Raw genomic sequence first — 17,230 nt, forward strand, 5'->3', positions numbered from 1 at the left:
CGATGGCTGATGAATTGGAAGGCCTGTTGTTGGGCAAGACCACGCCTGTTGTCGATACCTACAGCCCCGAATTACTTTTCCCGATACCGCGCAGCCAGGGCAGGGCGGCGATTGGCGTGGCCACCCCGTTGCCGTTCCACGGTGCGGATATCTGGCATGCTTACGAGGTTTCCTGGCTTAACGATCGCGGTGTGCCCCAGGTCCGGGTGGGCAAGTTCAGGATTCCCGGTGAATCGCCTAACCTGGTGGAATCGAAGTCCTTCAAGCTTTACCTGAATTCGCTCAACAGTACCCGTTACGCGTCTGAGGAGGCCGTGTGTGAAGTGATAGTGCGCGATGTCAGCGCAGCCGCAGGTGCCCGCGTTTATCTGGAGCTTCTGGGTCCCGATAACCACGCGCTTGCCGGGACAAGTCTTGAGGGCAGCTGTATCGATGATTCCCCGATTGACGTGGTCGCCGGCGAACCCGATCCGACCCGATTGAAGGTAGGGCAGTGCGTCATTGAAGAACGTCTCTACAGCCACTTGCTGCGTTCACTGTGCCCAGTCACCGGACAGCCCGACTGGGCGACCGTCTGGATCGACTATACAGGGCCAACTCTGGATCGCACAGCGCTGCTTGAGTACATCGTGGCGTATCGCAATCACCAGGAATTTCACGAGCAGTGTGTTGAGCGTATGTTCATCGATATTCTGGCCCATTGCCGGCCGCAGCGGCTACAAATACAGGCGTTTTACACCCGCCGCGGCGGTCTGGATATCAACCCGTTTCGCAGCACTGAAGCCGGCGCTCAGCCCCTGCCCAGGCTCAACCGCCAGTAGCCCAAAATTTCGTTTGCCAGGGACTGGAAACTGCCACGGCTTGTGTTATGATGCGCGCCCTCAACGGTGAGGTGGCCGAGTGGTCGAAGGCGCACGCCTGGAAAGTGTGTAACGGGAAACCGTTCGAGGGTTCAAATCCCTCCCTCACCGCCATATCCTGAAGGAGCCTATTCGGCTCCTTTTTTATTGCCTGGAATTTGACCGTGAAAAAAATTCTCGTTATCGCCCTGGTACTCTTCGCATTGCCACTCATTGCTCTGCATCGTTTGGGCATAAGCCCGCTCGGCCTCGGCGAGGCCATGACCATGGGTACGGGCATGACGGCCAAGCTTGGGTGCTCTGGAATACATCTGTCCGGCTTCAGTGACGATGAAATTCTCTATGACCTGGCGAGCTATTCACCGGCGGCCAAAGCGATTTCTTTGCGACGCATTGATGCGACAACGGTAGAGGCGGATATTAACGGTATGAGTGTTACGCGGGCCCGGTATATTCCCGGTCTCGGGTGTGCGCTTGAGCTACCGGGTATGATTGATCGAGACGCTCTTGCCGTTCCTGTTATAGCAGCTACTGAAGGGCCGAAGCAGGCCGTTGATACGCAACTGCAGTCTATTGTGGATGCGGTTATGGCCGAGGACAACGTTGCAGGCCTGGATACCCGTGCGCTCTATGTGCTGCGTGATGGCGAGCTGGTGGCCGAGGCCTACCGTGATGGCATTAGCGCGGCAACGCCGCTGCTGGGGTGGTCCATGGCCAAGAGCGTGACCGCGATGATGCTGGCTAGAATGGAAGCGCTGGGGCTGGCGGCGACCTCATCCGCAAACCTCTTTCCCGAGTGGCGCGACGACGAGCGGCGCGACATTACCTTGCTCAATCTCCTGCAGATGTCTTCCGGCCTCGCCTTTGAGGAGGTTTATGGGCCGGGTTCTGACGCCACTCGCATGCTATTTACCGTGGTCGACGCGTCGGCTGTTCCCCTGGCTCAGCCGCAGGAGCATCCCCCGGCAAGCCATTTCGCTTATTCCTCGGGCACCACCAATCTTCTGGCGCGCTATGCCCAACTCCAATTGGGGGCAGACCCCCAGGCTGCTATTGATTTCTGGTCAACGCAACTGGCCGGGCCTCTGGGGCTGGCAGGGACTACCTTTGAAATGGACCCCTCGGGTGTTTTTGTGGGCAGTTCCTACCTGTACGCACCTGCGCGGGATTGGGCGCGCCTGGGGCAGCTGATGCTGGATGATGGCAGGCTGGGCGATCAACAATTATTGCCCGCGGACTGGGTGGCCAGAGCCACGGCGCCTAACAGCAGCAGCAATGATCCTCGTTATGGCTACCAGTTCTGGCTTAATCGCGGTACCAAGGAGCCTCGCTGGCCCGCACTGGAGCCCGGCGCTTACGCCATGATGGGTAATCGCGGCCAGGTTGTCATGATGCTGCCTGAGCACAACGCGGTGGTAGTGCGGCTGGGTTGGAGCGCCACCGAATATCCCTACAGTCAGCAACTTGGGCGTATTCAGGCGGCGCTCTGAGGCGCGTTAGAGTGCGAGTTCGGCCATCTCGCGCAGGAAGTTCACATCGCCGTTTACGAGCATGGTGGTCACCGGGGAGTTTTCCCAGTCCACCAGTCGCTCCTTGATCCGGTCTTTCGGGCCGGCCAGGGAAATGTCGTCGGCGAACTGGTCCGGGACAGCGGCGATAGCTTCGTCTCGCTTACCTTCCAGGAACAGGCGCTGAACCTCGTCAGCCTCATCTGGAAAGCCCATTCTCGCCATCAGTTCTTTGTGGAAATTGCGTTTGGCTGAGCCCATACCGCCGATGTAGAAGCCGAGCATGGCTTTAACCGGATACAGGGCCTGTTCCATATCGTCGTTGATGTTCACCAACACCGTGGGGCAGATTTCGAAGCCCGGCTTAGCCGCGGTCAGCTGATCGGCGTAGACATCCTGGCGATAGGGCGAGTAGTACAGGGGCAGCCAGCCGTCGGCAATTTCGGCGGTCTGGGTGACGTTCTTCGGGCCCTCAGCGCCAATGAAAATTGGTACGTCCTTGCGAATCGGGTGGGTAATCGGTTTCAGCGGTTTGCCCATGCCCCAGGAACCAGGTCCATCATAGGGGAGCGGATAGAACTCGCCATCGCTGGTCACGGGCGCTTCGCGCGCAAGAATCTTACGGACAATGTCGACATACTCGCGGGTGCGGGTGACAGGCTTCGAGTAGGGCTGGCCATACCAGCCTTCAACCACCTGCGGGCCGGAAACACCCAGACCGAGGCTAAATCGGCCACCAGACAAAGCATCAATTGCCAGGGTTGCCATGGCGCAGGCCGCGGGCGTGCGCGCGGAGAGCTGGGCGATCGACGTGCCCAGACGAATGGTTGAAGTCTGGGCACCAATCCATGCCAGAGGCGTAAAGCAGTCGTTGCCCCAGCTCTCGGCCATCCAAACTGAATCGTAGCCGAGGCGCTCGGCCTCCTGAGCCATAACGGTGTGGTTTTCGCCGGGGCACAATGCACCCCAGTAGCCGAGGTTAAGTCCTAGAGAGATTTTTGCCATGTTCGGTGCTCCTTTTGAGAAATGCCACTGTATGCGATACGCGCTCAAAGTTATAAGTATTTCGAGGCCAAATTGCATGGTCTAAATGCTCAAGGGGCTGGTAGACTCTGCCGTCGGCTCGCTTCTGGAATAATTATGGTAAATCTTACCCACATCAATGATCAGGGTGCCGCTCACATGGTAGATGTGGGTGACAAGCGCGAGACCCAGCGGGTGGCCGTCGCCAGCGGCCGCGTGCTGATGTCTGCCGAGACGCTGGGCCTGCTGCGCGACAACAGTTTTGCCAAGGGGGATGTACTCGCAGTTGCGCGCATCGCCGGTATCCAGGCGGCCAAGAAATGTGCCGATCTGATTCCGCTGTGCCATCCATTGATGTTGAACGCCGTCGAGGTCAGCTTTGAACTCGACGAGGCCGCAGGCGCAGTGAATATCGAAGGGCGCTGCAAGGTGTCCGGTAAAACCGGGGTGGAAATGGAAGCCCTGACGGCAGTCTCAGTCGCGGCACTGACGATATACGACATGTGTAAAGCCGTCGACAAGGCCATGATCATCGATAGCGTTTGCCTCCAGGAGAAGCAGGGCGGTAAATCCGGCGACTGGATCCGACAGCATGATTAAAGTGCTTTTCTTTGGTCGCGTGCGTGAATCCCTCGATTGTGCAGAGCAAGCGGTGCCGTTTACGTCGGGTCTCGATCTGGATGCGCTGCAGCAGGCGCTGATTGAGAAAGGTGGCCCCAGCTGGGGCGACGTGCTGACGGAAGAAAACATGATTCGCGCGATTAATCACGAGGTTGTCGATGGCAATCCCGAGCTGGCCGAAGGCGATGAAGTAGCCTTCTTTCCACCGGTAACCGGGGGGTAATGGCGTGCCTCACTTGAGTGTGTCAGTCCAAACTGACGACTTTGATGTCCGCCAGCTGCAGCGTGACCTGTTGGCCGGCGCCAATGCGGAGGGTGCTGTCGCGACATTTACCGGCTATGTGCGCGCAGAGAATGTTGCCAGGGATGTGCACGCCATGGAGCTCGAACACTATCCAGGTATGACAGAAAAAAGCATTCGCGACATTCTCGAGCAGTCCTGTAAGCGCTGGCCAGTGATGTCGGCGAGTGTGGTACACCGGGTGGGCAAACTGATGCCTGGGGAGCAAATAGTGTGGGTGGGTATTAGTTCGGCACACCGTGAAGCCTCGTTTGCGGCCTGCGAATTTGCCATGGATTATTTGAAGACCAGAGCTCCGTTCTGGAAACGGGAGCTGGGTCCCGATGGGGCGACCTGGGTTGAGGCACGAGCGTCCGATAGTGCCCGGGCAGGGCGCTGGTAACCGAAACAGGGGATGCGGTTGGGCGGCGACTGCGTTCCAATAGTGACTTTTATTACACAATATCGACATTAAGGAGCAGTGGATGAGCCTGGACGGACGAGAACTGAGAAATGCACTGGGGCGCTTTGCAACCGGAGTGACCGTGGTGACGGCACTGGATGCACAGGGCAGGGCGGTGGGCATGACCGCCAATTCGTTTTCGTCAGTATCGCTGGATCCGGCACTGGTACTTTGGAGCCTGCAGAACAACTCCGACATGTATGACACCTTCGCCAATCCGGGTAGCTTTGCGATCAATGTCCTGGCGCTGGACCAGGAGGGGCTATCTAATCAATACGCCAAAAAAGGCGACCACCTGATGGATGAGGCGCACTATTATATGGGCCGTAACGGGGCACCGATTCTGCGTGGCGCGCTGGTCAGCTTTGAATGCACACTCCACCAGACGCACGAAGGCGGCGATCACCTGATCATTGTCGGTAAGGTCGAAGACGTCGTAAGCCGGCCAACCGGAGAGCCACTGTTGTTCCACGCCGGGCGCTACGCGGAAATTCGCTGATACCTCGCCCCCACTGCGGATAAGCTCTATACTCCTCGGCGTTTATCGAAGCTAATGGCCCAGGGGCGGTCAATATTATGAATTTCTGTACCAGTTGTGGCAGCAAGGTAGCGCTGAAGATCCCCGAAGGGGACGACCGCGAGCGCTTTGTCTGTGTCAGCTGTGAAACAATCCATTATGTTAATCCGCGCGTAATCGTAGGCTGTGTGCCGGTCTATCAGGGCAAGGTGCTGCTCTGCAAGCGCGCCATTGAACCGCGCTATGGCTACTGGACGCTGCCCGCAGGCTTCATGGAAAACGGTGAGACTACCCCCGAGGGCGCCGCCAGAGAAACCTGGGAAGAGGCCCGGGCACGTGTCAGTGGGCTTGAGCTCTACCGCGTTTTTGATGTGCCCTACATCAGTCAGGTCTATATGTTTTACCGCTGTGAGATCGATGACGGCGCGTTTGGCGTAGGTCCGGAGAGCCTGGAGTCGGCACTGTATAGCGAGGCTGAAATTCCCTGGGATGAAATCGCTTTTCCCGCGGTGAAGGAAACCCTTCGTGAGTATTTTCAAGATGTGGCCGAGGGCCGCTTTCCGGTGCGCGTGTCGGCTATCGAATACAAGCGCCGTAACAAGGAGTAATTCATGGCATTCCCTAAAATCGGCAACATGGCGCCGGCGTTCACCCTGTTGGACCAGGATGGCAACAAGGTCAGTCTTAAGCAATTTCGCGATGAAAAGAACGTCGTGGTGTATTTCTACCCCAAGGCCATGACCCCGGGCTGTACAGTCCAGGCCTGTGGTATTCGCGACAGCAAGAAGGCGCTGGCAAAGCTCGATACGGTGGTACTGGGCGTGAGTCCTGATCCTGTGGCCCGATTGGGGCGTTTTATCGATAAGCAGGATCTCAATTTCACACTGCTGTCGGATGAAGATCATGCCATTACCGAAAAATACGGCGCCTGGGGGCTCAAGAAATTCATGGGTCGCGAGTTCATGGGTGTACTGCGCACCACATTTATTATTGGCAAGGACGGCAGGCTGAAGCACGTTATGGACAAGGTGAAGACCAAAACCCACCACGATGACGTCATGGCGCTTATCCAGGAACTCGGTCTGTGAGTTACGACCCGTGCTGAGTTACCCGTTTGAGGCCGCGCCCGAGCATGGCGAGCTGTGCGAAGTCGCCCCCGGTGTTTATTGGCTGCGCATGCCGCTGCCACTGGCTCTGGATCACATCAATCTCTACCTGTTGGAAGACGAGGACGGGTGGTGGATTATTGATTCCGGCATAGCCCTGGGCCCCACCGAAGAAATCTGGGAGCAGATTTTTACCAACCAGCTGGGCGACAAGCCGGTTAAGGCGGTGGTTGCCACGCACTGGCATCCCGATCACACCGGCATGGCGGGTTGGCTGTGCGATCGCTGGCAGGTGCCTTTCTACTGCACCCAGGGCGAATATCTCACTGGCCTCGTGTATACCCGAGCCACCTCGGAGCACTTCGGCTGGACGAATGAACAGCATCAGATTCGGGCCGGAAGAGGGCAAGTTGGCGCCGATGCCGCGCGCAAGAGCATGGGCGGTGCCGGGCACATTACCCGTTCCCTGCCCACCTCATATCGTCGTCTGGAAGAGGGCACACGGCTGACGATTAACGGTCAGCGCTGGCGCGTCGTGGTTGGTAGTGGCCACTCCCCGGAGCACGCCTGCCTGTATGGCGAATCCCTCAATGTCCTTATCTCGGGTGACCAAGTTATCCCGCGTATCACTTCCAATATCAGTGTTTCCGGTATTGAGCCCGAGGGGAATCCGCTGCGCGAATGGCTGCAGTCCCACGAGCGGTTCCTCCAGGTGTTGCCGGATGATGTCCTGGTGCTGCCCGCACACAATTTGCCGTTCTATGGTTTGCATCATCGCCTGCGCTACCTGATCGAGCACCATGAAGATCACTTGCTCGCGCTGGAAGAAGCCTGCTCCGACATCGCGCAGACGGCTGTCGAATTGCTGCCAGTGCTGTTCAAGCGGGAGTTAAGTGACAGCCAGATCGGGCTCGCCCTCGGAGAGTGTATTGCGCATCTCAATTATCTCTATCACCGCGGTCAGCTGGAGCGCAGTGTCGATGATGAAGGTCGTTATCGCTATCTGGCGGTGGATGACACACTGCCGATGCGCCTGCGCAAACGCCAGCACCAGGCGGATATCGAGCTTCCTTTTCAGGTTTAACAATTAAAACAGATATTTAGGCGCGATATTTAAAGTGATATCGCGGTTCTACTGTGCCCGACGAGAAGACTTTGCCCATTGCAAACGGCCGCTCTGGACACCTCTACCCGTTGATCTTTGATTTAGACTAATTACTATTAGCCTGTAGCTCACAGCGGATAACTAAAAAGGAGTACTGTCGTGACCGGTTGCCCTCATATTAACCTCACAAACCCCGAGACATTTCAGGGAGGCCTGCCTCGCGAGGTCTTTCGCTACCTACGCAGCGACGAGCCTGTGTACTGGCACGAAGGTGAAGACGGTGCCAGCGGTTACTGGGTGGTCAGCCGCCAGCAGGAGCTCGATTACGTTTCCAAGAACCCCATGTTGTTTTCCTCTGCAGAGCGATCCTGCCTGCTCAATGAAATGGAAGGTGACGAACTCGCCATGGTGCGCACCCAGCTCATCAACATGGACCCGCCCCAGCATCTCAAGTACCGCCGGATTGTGCGCAAGGCGTTCACTCCCAAAATGGTCGATAGCTATGAGGCTCGTTTCCGTGAGATTGCTCGGGAGCTCGTTGAAGCGTCCATTGAGGGCGGGAAGTGTGAATTTGTGCAGGATGTCGCGGTGGATCTGCCCCTGGTGGCAATCTGTGAACTCATGGGTGTGCCTCTCGAGAAGCGCCAGCGCCTGTTCGAACTGACCAATATCATGCTCGGCATGGACGACCCGGATCTTTCGACCTCCAAGGAAGACGGCGTTAATGCGGCCGCCGAGATGTTCATGATGGCTATGGAGATCGCCGCCGATCACAAGGCTAATCCACAAAACGACATCGTCAATGTACTGTTAAGTGGCACCGTGGAAGATGAACCTCTCAGCGAGGAAGATTTCTGCAACTTTTTCCTGATGCTGATTGTGGCGGGGAATGAAACCACCCGGACAGTTACCAGCCACGGTATGCGTTTGTTGATGGAACACCCGGCACAGTACCAGGCACTGGTTGACGATCCCTCGCTCATCGATGACGCCATCGAGGAGTTCTTGCGCTACAACCCGGCGGTCATTGCCTTCAATCGTACGGCCATGGAAGACCTGGAGCTGGCGGGCGCGCAGATCAAGAAGGGCGACCGGGTGCACTTGTACTATGGATCGGCTTGTTCCGACGAGGCAGTGTTCAACGACCCGGATACCTTTGATATCACTCGTAACCAGCGTGAAGACGTGCGCAACGAGCACCGTGCGTTTGGGATTGGCCAGCATTTTTGCCTGGGATCACACCTTGCACGGCTTGAATTGCGGGTGATTTTCGAGGAAATTACCCGTCGTATTCGTAACCCTCAGATGGATGGCGAGATTCAGTGGCTGCGTTCCAACTTTATCAGTGGCATTAAATCCATGCCCATCAAGTTCGAGGTGGCAAACGGCTAACACCAGCGGAGGCCCTGGCCGTATGAGTGACGATTGTATTTTCTGCAAGATTCTCAGCGGCGAGGCGCCCTGTTACTCGGTGCATGAAACCCGGTACACGAAAACCTTTCTGGATATCTTTCCCGCTGAACCCGGGCACTGTCTGATCGTGACCAAGGAACACTTCACTGACATCTTTGAAGCGACGCCGGAGGCTGTGGGGATGGTGGGGCATGTATCCACACTCATCGCCCACACGCTGCGCGAGGAGCTGGGCTGCGATGGCGTGGGCATTTACCAGCTCAACGGAGATTCTGCCGGGCAGAGTGTGTTCCACTACCATATGCATGTCATCCCCCGCTGGAAAGGTACAGAGCTGAACATTCACTCGCGCGTACCCGGCGATCCCGCTGAATTGGAGGCGCTGGCACAGCGCCTGCATGAGCGGGCCTATTCCATGCGAATCGACGACTGAACCAAGGACAAATAATGCTCTCCCAGCAAGAAATTTCCGATCGCTTTGAGATCCAGGACCTTCTCTATCACTACGCGGATCTTATCGATAAACAGCAGATTGATGAGCTGCGAAACAGTGTTTTCACGGCAGATGCGCAGGTCGACTATTCTGCAGTCGGTGGCAGCGTGGGCGACCTGGACATCACGCTTGAGTTTCTCAAGGCATCCCTGACCCGCGAGCTGTTCCCCAATTCGCAGCACCTCAATGCCAATCTCCAGATTCGTGTGGACGGCGACACCGGTCAAGGCCGTGTTATGTGCTTCAACCCTATGGAAATGCGGCTTTCTGAGAGCGAGACGCAAACCTACTTTATCGGTGTCTGGTACGTCGATGAGTATCGCCGCACCGAGGCGGGGTGGCGCATTTGCAGCCGGCGCGAGGAGAAAAGCTGGGTATTTAACGCCCCGGACTTTATGAACCTCTAGTCCTGTTCGGCGGTCCAGGATTCGGGCAGGTATTCCAGCTCCAGTTTGTCCACCACCTGGCGTAGCTGAGTTTCCAGCGCGGTGAGTTCCTCGGCGCCGACACGCTCGCGGTAGTGGGCGTACACCTCATCCACAATTTTCATGCTGTCGACCGCCAGCTGGATGCCCTTATCGGTGAGGCGAATCTCTTTGGCACGCTTGTCGGCGCTGTCGATGTCGCGGGCGATAAAGTCCAGTCTCTCCAGCTCCTTGAGCATTTTTCCCATGGCTTGCTGCGTCACCTGTGCTCGCTCAGCGAGATCCGACACACGCACAGAGCCCATACCGAGGTTGGCGAACACCTGGACGTGCGCGGGGCGGATTTCCGGGTAGCCCTGCTCGTTGAGTTGTCGCCATATGCGTCGCTCAAAGTCCTTGCTGAATTCGCGCAGTAACCGCGCCAGATTGTTGGAGAGGCGATAGGCGATATCCTTGTTGGCCTCAGCCGTGGACTTGCTCACAGTGAACTCCTGAGTGGGGCGTCCGGCCCCTGTACTTATAATTGGCCGGATATTCTAGCGTAAGCTGACCATTTGAATAGGCTTGCAGGTCTAACAAACTGTGCAATTCGCCACAAAATTGGATACTCGTCAGGTGGCGCGTTACACTTCGGCGCCTTACCTGAGGGAGTCGAATTTTGGCCAAGATTATTACTGTAAATACCAACGGGATTCGCGCTGCTGCGCGCAAGGGTTTTTTCGACTGGCTGCCCAAGCAGGATGCGGATGTGGTCTGCATTCAGGAGACCAAGGCCCAGGTGGATCAGCTGGAAGATCCCGTGTTTCATCCCCAGGGCTATCATTGCTATTACAACGATGCGATTAAAAAAGGCTATAGCGGCACTGCTGTTTATAGCCGCGTGAAGCCGCGCAAGGTCATATCAAGCCTCGGTTGGGACCCGGCTGACTCCGAAGGGCGCTATCTGCAAGCTGATTACGACGGCCTCAGTGTTATTTCCCTGTACATGCCCTCCGGTTCCAGCAGTGAGGCGGTGCAGGCCAAGAAGGATCGTTTCCTGGAGCTATTCCTCGACCATCTCAAAGTGCTGCGTCGCAAGCGCCGCGAGTTTGTGATCTGCGCCGACTGGAATATCTGCCACCGCGAAATCGACCTCAGAAACTGGAAGAGTAACCAGAAGAATTCCGGCTTTCTGCCCCACGAACGGGCCTGGCTGGATACACTCTATGACGAGGTGGGCTATATCGATTCGTTCCGGCTGATCAACCAGGATCCCGACCAGTACACCTGGTGGTCGAACCGTGGCCAGGCCTGGGCAAATAATGTGGGTTGGCGCCTGGACTACCAGGTCATTACCCCGAAGCTGGCTGATAAAGTGCTTTCCGCGGATATTTACAAGGACGAGCGTTTTTCAGACCACGCGCCGCAAATCATGGAGTATGACTTCGACATTAAAGGCTGAACGCACTTCATTGCGGGGGATGCGGAAACCGGTTACATTAGCGCGGCCTCACGCTCCCGCAGGGAGCACCATGAAAACAGGAATTTTTTGCATGAGTTTGTTTATTGCCAGCGCCCACGCCCAGACGGCGGGCGGTCAGCCTCCCGCCGGTGGCGAGTTGTTCCAGATCGGCTTTCTTGTACTGCTGTTCGTTCTCTTCTACTTCATTGCTATCCGGCCCCAGCGCAAGCGCCAGAAAGAGCACGCGGAAATGGTCGGTGCGCTCTCCAAGGGCGATGAGGTCGTTACCAGCTCGGGCATTCTCGGCAAGGTGACCTCGCTGGATGACAACTACATGGTGCTGAATGTGGCCAATAATGTGGAAATGAAGTTCCAGCGTATCCATGTGCACGCCGTGCTGCCCAAGGGCACGCTGAAGTCCATCAGCTGATACTCTCCGGGCCAGGCCATTGCTGAACTATCCGCGCAAAAATGACCTGGCCCAGATTCCCACGCCGCTCGTTCCCATGCACCGCGCCAGTGAGCGCTGGGGCAGTGGCCATCGTTTGTGGGTTAAACGCGACGNCCTTACCGGCAGTACCCTAAGCGGCAATAAGGTTCGCAAGCTCGAATACATCACCGCCTATGCTCAGGATCACGGCTACGACACGCTAATCACCTGTGGTGGTATCCAGAGTAATCACTGCCGGGCCACGGCATTTGCCGGTGCGCAGCTTGGCATGCCGGTCCATCTCATTCTGCGTGGTACCGATGAGGGGCCTCGTCAGGGCAATTTATTGCTCGATTACCTTGCGGGCGCCGCGGTCAGCTGTTATCCCGTGCGCGAATATGTCACCGGGCTTGAGTCGCTGTTTGAGCATTGGCAACAGCACTACGCATCCCAAGGGCGCAAGGCGCTGGCGATTCCCACCGGCGGCAGTGACGGTATTGGTCTTTGGGGCTATATTGCCGCCTGCGAGGAATTGCGGTCAGACTTTGCCGCAGCCGAGATTGGGCAGGCGCATATTGTGAGCGCGACAGGTTCTGGCGGCACCCAGGCAGGGCTCACCCTGGGTGCGGCATTACACCAGCTGGATGCCCAGATCTGGGGTGTCAATGTCTGTGATGACGAGCAGTATTTTCTCGATAAAGTCGACCAGGATATCGCGCATTGGTATGCGCTCTATCCCGATGCCCCGCCCGTGGACTACACCACACGTGTGCTCGATGGCCATGTCGGAGAGGGCTATGGTCGGGCTAGCGAGGCGGTATTTGATACCATTGCCGAACTCGCGACCCTGGAGGGTCTGGCCCTCGACCCGGTCTATACTGGCAAGGCTTTCCACGGCATGGTGCAGGAAATACAGGCGGGCCGCTTCGCCGGCTGTCAAGATATCGTATTCATGCATACAGGCGGAATTTTTGGTCTGTTCCCCCAAGGGGAAGGGTTCCGCTGGTAAACTTTCGTCTTTTGAATAAAAGGATTTTGCACACATGGTAGACCTGATTAATACCGTTAATGGGTGGGCATGGGGGCCAGTGACCCTGGTGCTCTTGCTGGGTACGGGCCTGTACCTCAGTGCAGGCCTGAAGTTCGCCACGATTCGCAAAATTCCCGCTGGCGTGCGCCTGTTACTGTCCGGTCGCAAAGGCGAAGGTAAGGGCGATATCTCACCGTTCAGTGCCTTGATGACATCGCTGTCAGCCACGATAGGTACCGGCAACATTGCCGGTGTAGCCACGGCCGTCGCCCTCGGCGGGCCGGGGGCGCTGTTCTGGATGTGGATTACCGCGCTGGTGGGCATGGCGACCAAATTTGCCGAGGCGGTGTGCGCCGTGCATTTCCGCGAGCGGGATGACAAAGGCAATTTCAGTGGCGGCCCGATGTACTACATCAAGAACGGCCTGCACAAACGCTGGCACTGGCTGGCCTACGCATTTGCCCTGTTTGGCTCCCTGGCGGGCTTTGGCATTGCTAACACCGTGCAGTCGAACTCTGTCTCCCAGGTATTACACGATGCTTTCAGCGTGCCGCCACTGGCCACCGGTCTGGTACTTATGGTGCTGGTCGGGGCAGTCGTGCTTGGCGGGATCAAGCGGATATCCAGTGTGGCGAGCCTGTTAGTGCCCATGATGGCACTTGCCTACATCATGCTTAGCCTTGTGGTGATCCTGCTCAATATCACGGCGGTGCCGGCTGCTATTGCCACTATCGTTGATAGCGCGCTGACTGGCTCAGCGGCCGCGGGCGGTTTCGCAGGCGCAACCGTCTGGGCAGCGCTGCGCTTTGGTGTAGCGCGGGGGATCTTCTCCAACGAGGCTGGCCTGGGTAGCGCGCCGATTGCTCACGCAGCGGCCAAGACAGATCAGCCAGTGGAGCAGGGTATGATTGCTATGCTGGGAACCTTTATCGATACCCTGATTGTGTGCACCATGACCGGTCTCGTCATCGTCATCATGGACGTGCTGCCCACAGGCATCTCCGGTGCCAGCCTCACGTCGCTGGCCTTTGGAAATGCCTTCCCGGGTGGCGAGTACATCGTCACGCTGGGCCTGTGCCTGTTTGCATTTACGACCATGATTGGCTGGTCGTTCTACGGCGAGCGCTGTGTGGTGTTCCTGTTGGGTACCCGCGGTATTGTGCCATTTCGGATCTTGTGGGTTGTCGCCATCCCGCTAGGCACCGTGGTGCAGCTGGACCTGGTGTGGTTGATCGCCGATACACTCAACGCATTTATGGCGATTCCCAACCTGGTCGCCTTGCTGCTGCTCGGGCCGCTGGTGTTCAAGCTGACCCGCGACTATTTCAATAAGCGCGCCTGATGCCTGTCGTGCAGTCGGCTCACCGGGGGCTGGCTGCGCTACGCTAGTCAGTCAGCCCCCGGTGAGCCCAGTCTAGAGGGACGTTGAGTGAGCCAGATTGTTGCCAGTGTAGAGGAGTGTGTTGATCAGGCGATTGCCCGGGTCGGCAAGCACATTGTGCTGGGTGCGCCGCTGGGTCTGGGCAAGCCGGTGCAACTGATCAATGCATTCTACCAGCGGGCAGTGGACGACCCCTCACTGTCGCTCAGTATCTACACCGCGCTGTGCCTGGAGGTGCCGACGCCCGCAAGCCATATCGAGAAGGGGCTGGCGGGTCCTATTGTTGCGCGCCTGTTCGGCGACTATGAAGAGCTGTCTTTTATGCAGCCGCTGCGCCGCGGCGAGCTGCCCCCGAATGTTTCTGTCTCCGAGCTGTATTTCAAAGCGGGCGCCATGAAGAATGTGCCTGAGGCACAGCAGAACTATATTTCGAGCAACTACACGCATATTGCCCGGGATATGCTCGGCGCTGGCGTTAACGTTATGGCCCAGATGGTGGCCGCGCGCGATATCGATGGTGAGTTGCAACTCAGCCTGTCCAGTAATCCCGACATTACCCTGGAGGTGTTTGACCGCATTGAGGCAGAGTCACTCGATGTGTTCTGTGCCGCACAGATTCACGCTGATATGCCGTTCATGGAGCACGACGCGCAGGTCAGTGCAGACCGATTCGACAGCATTGTCCGCAATGGCAGGTATGACCGGTGCCTGTTTGCCGTGCCCAATGCCGCGGTACCGGTGCAGGATTATGCCGCCGCGATCCATGCCAGTTCTCTGGTGTGCGACGGCGGCACACTGCAAATTGGGATTGGCGCGCTGGGTGATGCGCTCGCTCATGCCTGTATTCTTCGCGATCAGAACAACAGCGCCTACCGTGCTCTGCTGGCGGATGTGACCCGGTTGCCGCACAGTCCGGCAGGCGATCCTGCGCCTTTTCAGCAGGGCTTGTACGTCTCTACCGAGATGTTCGTCAACGGCATGATGGCGCTGATTGATGCTGGTATCGTCAAGCGCCGGGTCTATGATCACCTGGAGTTGCAGCAAGGTCTCAACAGTGGCGAGATGAGCGAGCAGGTGGACACGGCGATGTATACCTATTTGCGCCGGCGCGATATTATGCCGCGCAATCTCGACACTGCGTCCATTAGTGATTTCAAGTATTGGGGGATCTTGCCCGCAGAGCTTGAGATAGATGAGGATGGGCTGAAGCTGGCGGACGTTACCCTGGCAAATGACCTGGATGAGCCGCAGACCCGCGCCGCCTTGCTTACCCGGGTCGAGGGTGGCCAACTGCGTCATGGCCGCGTGCTCCACGGTGGTTTTTTCCTGGGGCCACGCAGCTTTTACCAGCGGCTTAGGGAGATGCCTTCGGATCTGCATGCACAGATTTGCATGACCGGCGTGCGGCGCACCAATCAACTCCTGCTGGATTATCCGTTGTACTGCGCCCAACGCACCCAGGCACGTTTTATCAACACCGGCATGATTGCGTCACTCAATGGCGCCGTCGCTTCGGATGCCCTCGAGGACGGCACGCAAATCAGCGGTGTTGGCGGGCAGTACAACTTTGTGGCCATGGCGCATGATTTGCCCGGTGCTCGCTCCGTGCTGTGTGTGCGCAGCACCCGCGGCCAGGGCAAAAAGCTCAAGTCTAATATAGTGGCCGCTTATGGCTACACCACCATACCCAAGCATTTGCGCGACATTATCGTCACCGAATACGGTATTGCTGATCTGCGCGGCAAGAGCGACGCCGAGGTGGCAAAGCAGATGCTCAACGTCGCCGACTCGCGTTTTCAGCGGGAGCTGCTTGAAGCGGCCAAACGCCAGGGCAAACTGCCGGCCGACTACGAGATTCCCGCTCACGCGCGCGACAACACGCCTGAGCACCTGGCGGAGCGACTTAAGCCCTACCTGGAGGCCGGTCTGCTGCCGGATTACCCATTTGGTACAGACTTGACGGAGCAGGAAATTGCTCTCGGTGCCAGCCTGCGCAAAATCAAAGCGCTCAGTGAAGAACCGACGCAATTCATTTCTTCGGCCTTCAAGGCCTTGCTCCACCACGCTGATGAAGAAGCCGCCAGGCCGCTATTGGAACGGGTCCATCTCGATCATCCAGAAACGCCGCGGGAATTCATTGTGCAGCAATTACTGATGATGGAGCTGGAGGAGCGGGGGCTGTTAAAAGTCAGCTGAGTCTGTATTCTGTCACCATGCCATCTACGCTTGAAGACAAACTCGTTATCGCGATATCTTCCCGGGCCCTGTTTAACCTCGACGACAGTCATCGGGTTTATCAGGAGGAGGGATTAGAAGCATACTCTGCCTATCAGGTCGAGCGTGAGGAGCAACCCCTCGAGCCGGGTGAGGCGTTTCCGCTGGTGCACAAGCTGCTGCGACTCAACGAGCAGTTGGGCGGCGACCAACAGGTGGAAGTGGTGTTGTTGTCACGCAACAGCGCCGACACCGGTTTGCGGGTATTTAACTCCATTAAACACTACGACCTGGCGATCTCGCGGGCGGCGTTTTGCGGCGGCGAAAGTCCCTGGCGATATATCAACGCCTTTGGCTGTCAGCTGTTTCTGTCCAGCGAAGCCGAGGATGTGCGCTACGCGCTCGATTGCGGCGTAGCTGCCGCAACGCTGGTGTCGAATAAGGGCGGTGCAGGCAAGGCGGGGGAGCAACTGCGTTTTGCGTTTGATGGCGATGCGGNGATTTTCTCGGATGAAGCCGAACAGGTCTACAAGAGTGAGGGCCTGGATGCTTTCACTGCCAGCGAGGTCGCCGCTGCCAAGCGACCACTGGCCGGCGGACCATTCAAGCCGTTTCTTGCGGCGCTGCATCGATTGCAGCAGGCTTTCCCTGCCACAGAAGCACCTATTCGCACGGCCCTTGTCACCGCGCGCTCAGCGCCCGCTCACGAGCGCGTCATTCGCACGCTGCGCGCCTGGGATATCCGTATTGATGAGTCGATCTTTCTCGGCGGCCTGAATAAGACCGATTTCCTGAGAGCCTACCAGGCGGACGTTTTCTTTGACGATCAGCAGTCTCATTGTGAATCCGCCAGTCCGCATATCGCCACCGGCCATGTGCCCCACGGGGTCGCAAATCCACCCACCTGAGTGGGATTAATC

20 protein-coding genes and 1 tRNA gene are annotated in these 17,230 nt (G+C 57.5%); 19 read left to right on the plus strand and 2 right to left on the minus strand.

What is annotated here, in order from left to right:
- Nucleotides 1–2 precede the first annotated feature (2 nt).
- From queF to A3709_RS20000, 3 genes are all read left to right on the plus strand, one after another.
- Nucleotides 3–821, plus strand: coding sequence for an NADPH-dependent 7-cyano-7-deazaguanine reductase QueF (gene queF, locus A3709_RS19990; protein ID WP_066058847.1), 819 nt, complete (start codon nt 3–5; stop codon nt 819–821).
- A gap of 65 nt (nt 822–886) precedes the next feature.
- A tRNA-Ser gene (locus tag A3709_RS19995) sits at nt 887–974 on the plus strand.
- A 50-nt stretch (nt 975–1,024) separates the two neighbouring features.
- Nucleotides 1,025–2,350, plus strand: a complete 1,326-nt coding sequence (locus A3709_RS20000; RefSeq protein ID WP_066058853.1) for a serine hydrolase — start codon at nt 1,025–1,027, stop codon at nt 2,348–2,350.
- Between the two features lie 6 nt (nt 2,351–2,356).
- On the opposite strand, the gene A3709_RS20005 is transcribed toward A3709_RS20000, so the two are convergent.
- The gene (locus tag A3709_RS20005) at nt 2,357–3,373 is read right to left on the minus strand and encodes an LLM class F420-dependent oxidoreductase (protein ID WP_066058856.1); all 1,017 of its coding nucleotides are present in this window, start codon (nt 3,371–3,373) and stop codon (nt 2,357–2,359) included.
- A gap of 135 nt (nt 3,374–3,508) precedes the next feature.
- Here A3709_RS20005 and moaC point away from each other — a divergent pair, with 135 nt between their 5' ends.
- The 10 genes from moaC to A3709_RS20055 all read left to right on the plus strand — a co-directional run bounded on the left by moaC (nt 3,509) and on the right by A3709_RS20055 (nt 9,796).
- Nucleotides 3,509–3,991, plus strand: coding sequence for a cyclic pyranopterin monophosphate synthase MoaC (gene moaC, locus A3709_RS20010; protein WP_066058859.1), 483 nt, complete (start codon nt 3,509–3,511; stop codon nt 3,989–3,991).
- On the plus strand, nt 3,984–4,235 hold the full coding sequence (locus A3709_RS20015; protein WP_066058861.1) for a MoaD/ThiS family protein: 252 nt from the start codon (nt 3,984–3,986) through the stop codon (nt 4,233–4,235). Before moaC ends, A3709_RS20015 begins: the two co-directional genes overlap by 8 nt.
- A 19-nt stretch (nt 4,236–4,254) precedes the next feature.
- Complete coding sequence (gene moaE / locus A3709_RS20020; protein WP_255359763.1) at nt 4,255–4,695, plus strand: molybdopterin synthase catalytic subunit MoaE; 441 nt, start codon at nt 4,255–4,257, stop codon at nt 4,693–4,695.
- A gap of 82 nt (nt 4,696–4,777) precedes the next feature.
- Nucleotides 4,778–5,254: a flavin reductase family protein gene (locus A3709_RS20025; RefSeq protein WP_066058871.1), complete on the plus strand. Its 477-nt coding sequence runs from the start codon at nt 4,778–4,780 to the stop codon at nt 5,252–5,254.
- A gap of 77 nt (nt 5,255–5,331) precedes the next feature.
- Nucleotides 5,332–5,880, plus strand: a complete 549-nt coding sequence (locus A3709_RS20030; RefSeq protein WP_066058873.1) for an NUDIX hydrolase — start codon at nt 5,332–5,334, stop codon at nt 5,878–5,880.
- 3 nt (nt 5,881–5,883) lie between these two features.
- A complete protein-coding gene (gene bcp / locus A3709_RS20035; protein ID WP_066058876.1) occupies nt 5,884–6,360 on the plus strand; it encodes a thioredoxin-dependent thiol peroxidase in 477 nt (158 codons plus the stop codon).
- Between the two features lie 10 nt (nt 6,361–6,370).
- Nucleotides 6,371–7,462, plus strand: a complete 1,092-nt coding sequence (locus A3709_RS20040; protein ID WP_197484316.1) for an MBL fold metallo-hydrolase — start codon at nt 6,371–6,373, stop codon at nt 7,460–7,462.
- Between the two features lie 180 nt (nt 7,463–7,642).
- Nucleotides 7,643–8,875, plus strand: a complete 1,233-nt coding sequence (locus A3709_RS20045) for a cytochrome P450 (protein ID WP_066058881.1) — start codon at nt 7,643–7,645, stop codon at nt 8,873–8,875.
- A gap of 22 nt (nt 8,876–8,897) precedes the next feature.
- On the plus strand, nt 8,898–9,329 hold the full coding sequence (locus tag A3709_RS20050) for an HIT family protein (protein WP_066058884.1): 432 nt from the start codon (nt 8,898–8,900) through the stop codon (nt 9,327–9,329).
- 14 nt (nt 9,330–9,343) lie between these two features.
- Complete coding sequence (locus A3709_RS20055) at nt 9,344–9,796, plus strand: nuclear transport factor 2 family protein (RefSeq protein ID WP_066058887.1); 453 nt, start codon at nt 9,344–9,346, stop codon at nt 9,794–9,796.
- Here the strand turns inward: A3709_RS20055 and A3709_RS20060 are convergent.
- On the minus strand, nt 9,793–10,296 hold the full coding sequence (locus A3709_RS20060) for a MarR family winged helix-turn-helix transcriptional regulator (protein WP_066058890.1): 504 nt from the start codon (nt 10,294–10,296) through the stop codon (nt 9,793–9,795). The two genes, A3709_RS20055 and A3709_RS20060, sit on opposite strands and share 4 nt — an antisense overlap.
- Nucleotides 10,297–10,472: 176 nt before the next feature.
- Here A3709_RS20060 and A3709_RS20065 point away from each other — a divergent pair, with 176 nt between their 5' ends.
- The 6 genes from A3709_RS20065 (at nt 10,473) to A3709_RS20090 (ending at nt 17,218) form a co-directional block, all read left to right on the plus strand.
- Entirely contained in the window at nt 10,473–11,255 is a 783-nt protein-coding gene (locus A3709_RS20065; protein ID WP_066058893.1) for an exodeoxyribonuclease III, read from the plus strand.
- Nucleotides 11,256–11,346: 91 nt separating this feature from the next.
- The gene (gene yajC / locus A3709_RS20070) at nt 11,347–11,685 is read left to right on the plus strand and encodes a preprotein translocase subunit YajC (protein WP_066058896.1); all 339 of its coding nucleotides are present in this window, start codon (nt 11,347–11,349) and stop codon (nt 11,683–11,685) included.
- Nucleotides 11,686–11,704: 19 nt separating this feature from the next.
- Complete coding sequence (locus tag A3709_RS20075; protein ID WP_066058899.1) at nt 11,705–12,694, plus strand: 1-aminocyclopropane-1-carboxylate deaminase/D-cysteine desulfhydrase; 990 nt, start codon at nt 11,705–11,707, stop codon at nt 12,692–12,694.
- Between the two features lie 34 nt (nt 12,695–12,728).
- Entirely contained in the window at nt 12,729–14,057 is a 1,329-nt protein-coding gene (locus tag A3709_RS20080; protein ID WP_066058902.1) for a sodium:alanine symporter family protein, read from the plus strand.
- Between the two features lie 87 nt (nt 14,058–14,144).
- A complete protein-coding gene (locus A3709_RS20085; RefSeq protein ID WP_066058905.1) occupies nt 14,145–16,292 on the plus strand; it encodes an acetyl-CoA hydrolase/transferase C-terminal domain-containing protein in 2,148 nt (715 codons plus the stop codon).
- 17 nt (nt 16,293–16,309) lie between these two features.
- The gene (locus tag A3709_RS20090; RefSeq protein WP_066058908.1) at nt 16,310–17,218 is read left to right on the plus strand and encodes a 5'-nucleotidase; all 909 of its coding nucleotides are present in this window, start codon (nt 16,310–16,312) and stop codon (nt 17,216–17,218) included.
- Nucleotides 17,219–17,230 lie beyond the last annotated feature (12 nt).

The sequence above is a fragment of the Halioglobus sp. HI00S01 genome, from assembly GCF_001635445.1.
GTDB lineage: Bacteria > Pseudomonadota > Gammaproteobacteria > Pseudomonadales > Halieaceae > Halioglobus > Halioglobus japonicus.